Origin of the sequence: uncultured Campylobacter sp. (assembly GCF_905371695.1) — a bacterium.
GTDB lineage: Bacteria > Campylobacterota > Campylobacteria > Campylobacterales > Campylobacteraceae > Campylobacter_A.
The window spans coordinates 1-6,260 of the sequence record NZ_CAJPMA010000094.1 but is presented as its reverse complement, the minus strand read 5'-3'; the positions used below and the strand labels follow the sequence as shown (position 1 = coordinate 6,260).

Annotated in this window: 6 protein-coding genes and 1 pseudogene; all 7 read right to left on the bottom strand. The window is 46.0% G+C overall.

What is annotated here, in order from left to right:
- Positions 1 to 3: 3 nt before the first annotated feature.
- On the bottom strand, positions 4 to 618 hold the full coding sequence (gene recO, locus QZ147_RS07860; protein WP_295148996.1) for a recombination protein RecO: 615 nt from the start codon (positions 616 to 618) through the stop codon (positions 4 to 6).
- The gene (locus tag QZ147_RS07855) at positions 618 to 1,544 is read right to left on the bottom strand and encodes a tRNA-dihydrouridine synthase (RefSeq protein ID WP_295148994.1); all 927 of its coding nucleotides are present in this window, start codon (positions 1,542 to 1,544) and stop codon (positions 618 to 620) included. Before QZ147_RS07855 ends, recO begins: the two co-directional genes overlap by 1 nt.
- The gene (locus QZ147_RS07850) at positions 1,541 to 2,542 is read right to left on the bottom strand and encodes a LapA family protein (protein WP_295148991.1); all 1,002 of its coding nucleotides are present in this window, start codon (positions 2,540 to 2,542) and stop codon (positions 1,541 to 1,543) included. Before QZ147_RS07850 ends, QZ147_RS07855 begins: the two co-directional genes overlap by 4 nt.
- Positions 2,543 to 2,552: 10 nt before the next feature.
- Positions 2,553 to 2,906 carry an RNA polymerase-binding protein DksA gene (gene dksA / locus QZ147_RS07845; protein WP_295148989.1) on the bottom strand — a complete coding sequence of 118 codons (354 nt, stop codon included), beginning with the start codon at positions 2,904 to 2,906 and terminating at the stop codon, positions 2,553 to 2,555.
- A gap of 9 nt (positions 2,907 to 2,915) precedes the next feature.
- Entirely contained in the window at positions 2,916 to 3,371 is a 456-nt protein-coding gene (locus QZ147_RS07840; protein ID WP_295148987.1) for a 23S rRNA (pseudouridine(1915)-N(3))-methyltransferase RlmH, read from the bottom strand.
- A gap of 9 nt (positions 3,372 to 3,380) precedes the next feature.
- Positions 3,381 to 4,310 (bottom strand): acetyl-CoA carboxylase, carboxyltransferase subunit beta, encoded by a 930-nt coding sequence (accD, locus tag QZ147_RS07835; protein WP_295148984.1) that lies wholly within the window; start codon positions 4,308 to 4,310, stop codon positions 3,381 to 3,383.
- A 251-nt stretch (positions 4,311 to 4,561) separates the two neighbouring features.
- Positions 4,562 to 6,260 (bottom strand): annotated as a pseudogene (gene bamA / locus QZ147_RS07830) (outer membrane protein assembly factor BamA); the annotation flags it as partial.

Sequence of the window (6,260 nt, the reverse complement as noted above, 5' to 3'; positions counted from 1 at the left end):
ATTTTAAAATCCTTCAAGCACTATTTGATAAATTTTATCCACCTCGTCGTCGCTTAGGTCGATCGCGCTTTTGTCCTCGAATAGCCGCGCGATCTTATGTTTCTCAAAATTCGCTCGTTCGAAACAACGCTGATGCGACGGCAAGAATCCGCGCGTGAGACAGACTTTGCCCTCTATCGGTTCGTCGCATACGAAGCACTCGAATTCGCTATGCAATCTACCTTCGGCTTCCAAAATTCTCGCATAGCTTTCGATTATTAGTCGCTTTGGATTTTGCAGTCCAAACCTTGCGGCGCAAATTTCAAGCTCGTTAAAGTAAATTTCGTCCAGCTCGCCCGCGTCCTTTAAGTGCGCGTAAAGCAGCCGCATAAACTGCTGCCAAACCACGAGCCGCTCGCGTAAAACCAGCCAGCGATGACCAAGATGCAGCACGGAGCGTAGTTGCGGGAGAAAATTTAGGCTTTCGTTTAGTTCAAAGTCAATTTTGTAGCCCGTCATTACGCTCGGGTGGCGCGCGCCGTAGAAGCGGTAGGATTTAACTAGCGCGTTTTTAGTAAGGATAAAGACCAGTAGATCTTCGTCCTTGACTTTTTGTGTGCGGATGATGTAGCCTTGCATTAGACGGCAAAGAATTCCGCCGTTTTTCGGCGCATCGCGCTTATTTCTCTGGCGTGATTTATCTCGTCGCGAAACGCCGCCGCGCCGTCCAGCCCTTTGGAGTATCGGTGTAAATGCTTGCGAAATATCGCCGCGCCGCGCTCGCCGTAATGCTCTATCATCGCATCGAAATGCGCTAAAATTATCTCGCGTTTTAGTTCGCCGCTTACGCTTTTGCCGTCTTTTATCTCGCGAAATATCCACGGCTTGCCTATGCTGGCGCGCCCGATCATTAGCGCGTCGCAGCCGGTTATCGCTAAAATTTGGTCCGCGTTTTGCGCATCTATGTCTCCGTTTGCGACGACGGGGATTTTTACTGCCGCTTTTGCCCTCGCGATCGCCTCGTAATCGACCTGCGCGCTGTATCCGCCGGCGCGAGTGCGCCCGTGCACGGCTATATAGTCCGCTCCTGCGTTCTGCGCCGCGAGAGCTAAAATTTCGGGCGTTTTTTCGTTAAAGCCCAGACGCATTTTTACGCTTAGACTTTTTTTATTAGACGTCTTTTTGATAGTTTCTACTATTCGGGCTAAATTCGAAGCGTCTTTTAAAAGCGCCGAACCCGCGTTTTGGCGTACGACTTTGGGTACGGGACAGCCGCAGTTTAGGTCGATGCCGTCGATACCTTCAAAGCGGTTTAAAATTTCGATCGCCCGCGCGATCACGTCCGCGTCGCTACCCGCGATTTGCACGATAAACGGCGTTTCGCCCGGCGATTTTTTAATCATTTCTAGCGTTTTCGCGCCGCTTTCAAAAACCAGCGCGTTTGCGCTTATCATTTCGCTTACGGTTACGTCGCAGCCGAAGCGCTTTACGACGCTGCGAAGCGGTAGATCCGAAAAACCCGCGAGCGGGGCTAGAAAAAGCGGTTTGGCGCTAAAATCGATCATTTAAAAAATAGCGACGTAGGCGTAGCTCTACCGTGATCGCGCAAAAACAAAAGCGTTTTAACCTGCATAAATTCGTCCGCGTCGCTACCGCTTATCGCCTCTCTTACTTGATCGATCATCGCAAGCTCGTAAAGCGCGTAGACGTATGCTTCGTCCGCATCGGCATGGATTGATTTAAGTTTTTCGAATATCGATAAAAACGCGTCGGGTTTTAGCTTATTTTTTAGCATAACGGCCGCGCTTAAATATTGCTCTTTACTAATTTTGGCGTCGTCTAAAAGCACGTAAATTTCATCCGCGCTAACGTCTATTTCATCGTTTACGAAGCGGCGTAAAATTTGCATAACGTCTTGCGCGCTTAGCTGTAAATTTAGCTTTTTTATCTCGTTAAAAGGCGCTTCTTTGATCAGCTTCTCATAAGCAGCGCTCGTTAATTTGCCGTCTTGCTCGCCGCCGCTTTTTAAAATTTCAAGATAAAAATTCGGCGATTTTTCGATCTTGTTTAGCTCGTTTTGTAAATTTAGCGGATTGTCTTTGGGCAGTTTAAACTTTTTAAGCTCGGCTATTTCGCCGTTTTTTACGCTTTTAATGACCTGCAAAATCCCGCCCAGTTCGGCGCTATCGATGCCCATGTCTTTGTATTTATCCCAAGGCGAAAGTACTCGCGCGATTTGAGCGGGAATTTTATAAGCGTCGGTTTTGAAGTCTTTGTTTGTGTCAAGCCCCAAAAGCACCTCTTTTACGAGCCCTTCGTAAAGCGCGCCGTCCTTTTTTAGGGCGCGCTTGAAAGAGTAAAATCCGATCGCGTGATAGATCATATGAAACAGCGCAAGCAGAGCAAATATTCCCACGGGCAGCATAAACCACGCCGCAATAGGCATCGCTAGCGAGTATCCTAAAATTTCAAGCGTGTATTGCGACGAATTTAGCGAATAAACTAAAATCCCCACAAGAGCGACATAAACGGTGGAGTATAAGAAAAATCGCCTAGTTTTCATCTTTTATCCTTTAAATTTTAGATTTGTCGGCTATCTCTCGGCACGTGATGCAATATCTTGCGTGAGGTTTGGCTTTTAGGCGCGCGATTGCTATATCCTCTTCGCACATTTCGCAAACGCCGTAAGTTTTATTTGAAATTTTAGCCAAAGCGTAGTTAATCTCGTCTAACTCGGCTTTTTGCTGCGCCGAGATAGATTGTTCTATCAGCGAATCGGCATTGATCAAAGCTATATCGCCCTCGTCGCTAGCTCCGCTGTCGCGAAGGCCGCTGGTTTCGTTCGCGGCGTCGGCGATATTTTTTTTGATCTGAGCGCTTCTATCTTCAAGCAGCTTTTTGAAAAACTCGAATTCGTTGTCGGTCATAAATTTCCTTTACTTGTGATATGGATGGTTCGCCTTTATGCAAAGGCCTCTAAAAATTTGCTCGAAAAGCGCTAATTTAGCGATCTTATGCGAAAACGTCATCGGGCTTAGGCTAATTATTTTCTGCGCTTTTTTCTTTAAATTTTCGCTTAACCCGTAAGCTCCGCCTATAAAAAAATTTATCTGCGAGCTTTGCTCGAAAATTTTAGAAAATTTTACGCTATCTAGGTTCTCTCCGCGTTCGTCAAGCATTACGCAGTAGCCCTTCATTAAAGGCTCGTACGCTTCGTCGTAGGCTTTTAGCGCCTCTTCTCGTCCTGCGCTTTGAGCCTTTGCGATTTTGTCCGAAAATAAAATTTTATCGCTTACGTTTGCGAATTTCGCGGACATTTTTACGTATTGTCTTATCTCGTTTTCAAAATTATCGGCGCGGGATTTTTGAATGCTAAATACGCAAATATCCAAAATTTCGCCTTATTTTTTCAATTTTAGTTCGAATTTATCGCCCGTTTCGGCCTCGTCCATTTCGGTTTGACTGAGCGATTTTTTATGTTTGTGCGCTACGTCGGCGCTTAAAAATTTAACCATATCGCTAATGTATCGCTTATGTTCGCCGCGCGGTAAGATCGCGTCTATTAGCCCGTGTTCGAGTAAAAATTCCGATCGCTGAAAGCCTTCCGGCAAGTCGCTGCCGATCGTTTGCTTAATTACGCGCTGCCCCGCAAAGCCGATGAGCGCGCCGGGTTCTGCTATTATTAGATCGCCTAGCCACGCGAAGCTAGCCGATACGCCGCCCATCGTAGGATCCGTAAGCACCGATATAAACGGTACTCGCGCTTCGTCTAGAAGTTTTAACGCCGCAGAAGTTTTTGCCATTTGCATAAGAGAGAAGGTACTTTCTTGCATCCTAGCTCCGCCCGAGGCGCTTACGATTACGAGCGCTTGGCGTTTGGCGATGGATCGTTTGATGGCGCGAGTTATCTTTTCGCCCTCGACCGAGGCTAGCGAGCCGCCCATGAAACCGAAGTCAAATACGACTAACTGGATTTTCTGTCCATTACACTCGCCTTCGCCGCATATTACGGAGCTGGTGCGTCCGGTTTTTTCTTTGCTTTCGGCGATGCGTTTTTTGTAGGATTTTTTATCGACGAAATTTAGCGGATCTACGGGCTTTAAATTCGCGTCGAATTCGGTGAACGTGCCTTCGTCGCAGATTAGATTTATTCGGTCGCTCGGCTTTAATCTCATGTGATAACCGCATTTAGGACAGACGTTAAAGCAGGCTTCTACTTCTTTATGATACATTAGCGCGCCGCAGCCGTCGCACTTTACCCAGTGACTAGGCGCTTCGCTGGGGGCGGGTTGGGCTTTTCTGATATTTGAAAAAATGTCTAAAAAACTCATATTTTTATCCTGTTTTTACAAAATTTTCGGATTATACCCAATGTTTGCATTTTTTTTTCTTATGCGATGATGCAGCGCCGATCGTTTTTTAGTTTTGTCGTCGCCAGTCGGTAGCACGAATTTACGTTTATTTATTAGGTTTATACGAGCACTTTAAATTTGATAAACAGGATAGCAAAATAAGCGGAAAATAGAGTGAGAAACGGTTAAAAATTAATGAAGTTAAGGCGCAAAAATTCGCGCCTTAAAATTTAGAAGCGTCTACCGATCGTAAATTCAAACGTATTGGTATCGTCGTTTTCTTTTTTGCCGATAGCCTTAGCAAAAATTAGTTGTAGCGGCCCCATAGGCGTTACCCATTCGATACCGGCGCCTGCGGACGAGCGTTTGATCTCGCTTAGCGAGTTATCGCCGATCATGCCGTAATCATAGAATAATACGCCGCGCATTTTTACGCGGTCGATAATAGGAAAGCTTAACTCAAAGGAGTTATTAAACGAAATTTCGCCGCCCGTTTCGTACCAATTGCCGTCGATCCTGCTTTTAACCTTCGGAGAAACCGTTCTGCTTTCGTATCCGCGCAAGCTTCTAATGCCGCCTAAGTATAGCCTTTCGTTAATAGGAATATATCCGCGATCCCAAATTTTACCGAAGCTTGCTTTGTAACGCAAGATTAGGTCATAGTCGATATAATCTCTGGTGCCGAAATAGTAATTAAAATTCGCACGGCTTTTTGCAAATTTTTCATCTCCTCCCAGACCCGCGAATTCAAGCGAAGTGCTCGCTATGATACCGCGGCGAGGCAGGTAATAATCATCCGTGCTATTATAAGTGATAGACGGAATAATAGAGCTTTTTATGTTTGTGCCCTCCTTGTAGCCGACCTCTTTTAGGGCGTCTTTTAGTCCGTTAATCTTGCTTTGTTCTATGACGTAGCCGAGAGACGCGCTTAAATTTCTAGTTAGCTTTCTGCCTAGCGTCGTCGTAAAGCCGTACGAGCGCTCGTCGTAACTATCGTAGCTGTAATCGTTTGCGTAAATCGTACCGCCTAGGCTATACTCGCTATCGAAAATTCTAGGATTAGTAAGCCCGATTTGTCCCGGAAAGCTCGTCGTCGCTTTTATCGATATTGATCGTGCCTTGCAAGCCCGAGCCGAAAATATTGGTATCCGATACGCCCGCATTTAGTAACAAGCCGTCCGAACTGCCGTAACCGATACCGCCGGTGATAGAGCCCGTTGAAGCCTCTTTAACTTTTACTTCGAGATCTACGGTGTTTTTATCTATGCGCTCCTCCTTTATCTCGACGTCGTCAAAGTAGCTAGTGCGTTTTAGCGCGTCTTTACTATCTTGAAGATCCGTTCTATTGTATAAATTTCCTTCCGTTAGGTATAACTCTCTACGCACGACGCGATCGACCGTACGGTCGTTGCCGGAAATTTTAACGTTTCTAATATAAACTTGCTCGCCAGGAATTACTTCATATTCGATCTCGACGGTTTTGTTTTCGTCGTGTTTTAGCGTTTTAGGCTGAACTTTGACGAACGCATAGCCCTTGTCTGCCACGATATCGTCGAGTTTCTTCATATCTTGGCGTAGATGCGCGGAGTTCATCCTGTCCCCGCTTTCTAGCCTAAAATCGTCTAAAATTTCGTTAGTATCTAGTTCTAATTCGCTAGGTGCGCTAATGCCAACGCTAGCGACGTCGTAAGGCTCGCCCTCGTGGATATAGTAGGTAAGGTCGGCGGTGTAGTTATCAAATGACGCGTTTAAATAAGGTGTCGAAACTGTCGCGTCTAGGTAGCCTTTTTGAAAGTATTTATCCTGAATGCGTGCAGGATCATTAGGAAGCTCGAAAAGTTTAACTTTTCCGTCGTTTCGTCCCCATAACCAGCCCATAAATTCGCGGCTTTTATTCGCTATGCTGGGTTCTATGTCGCTATAATCGAA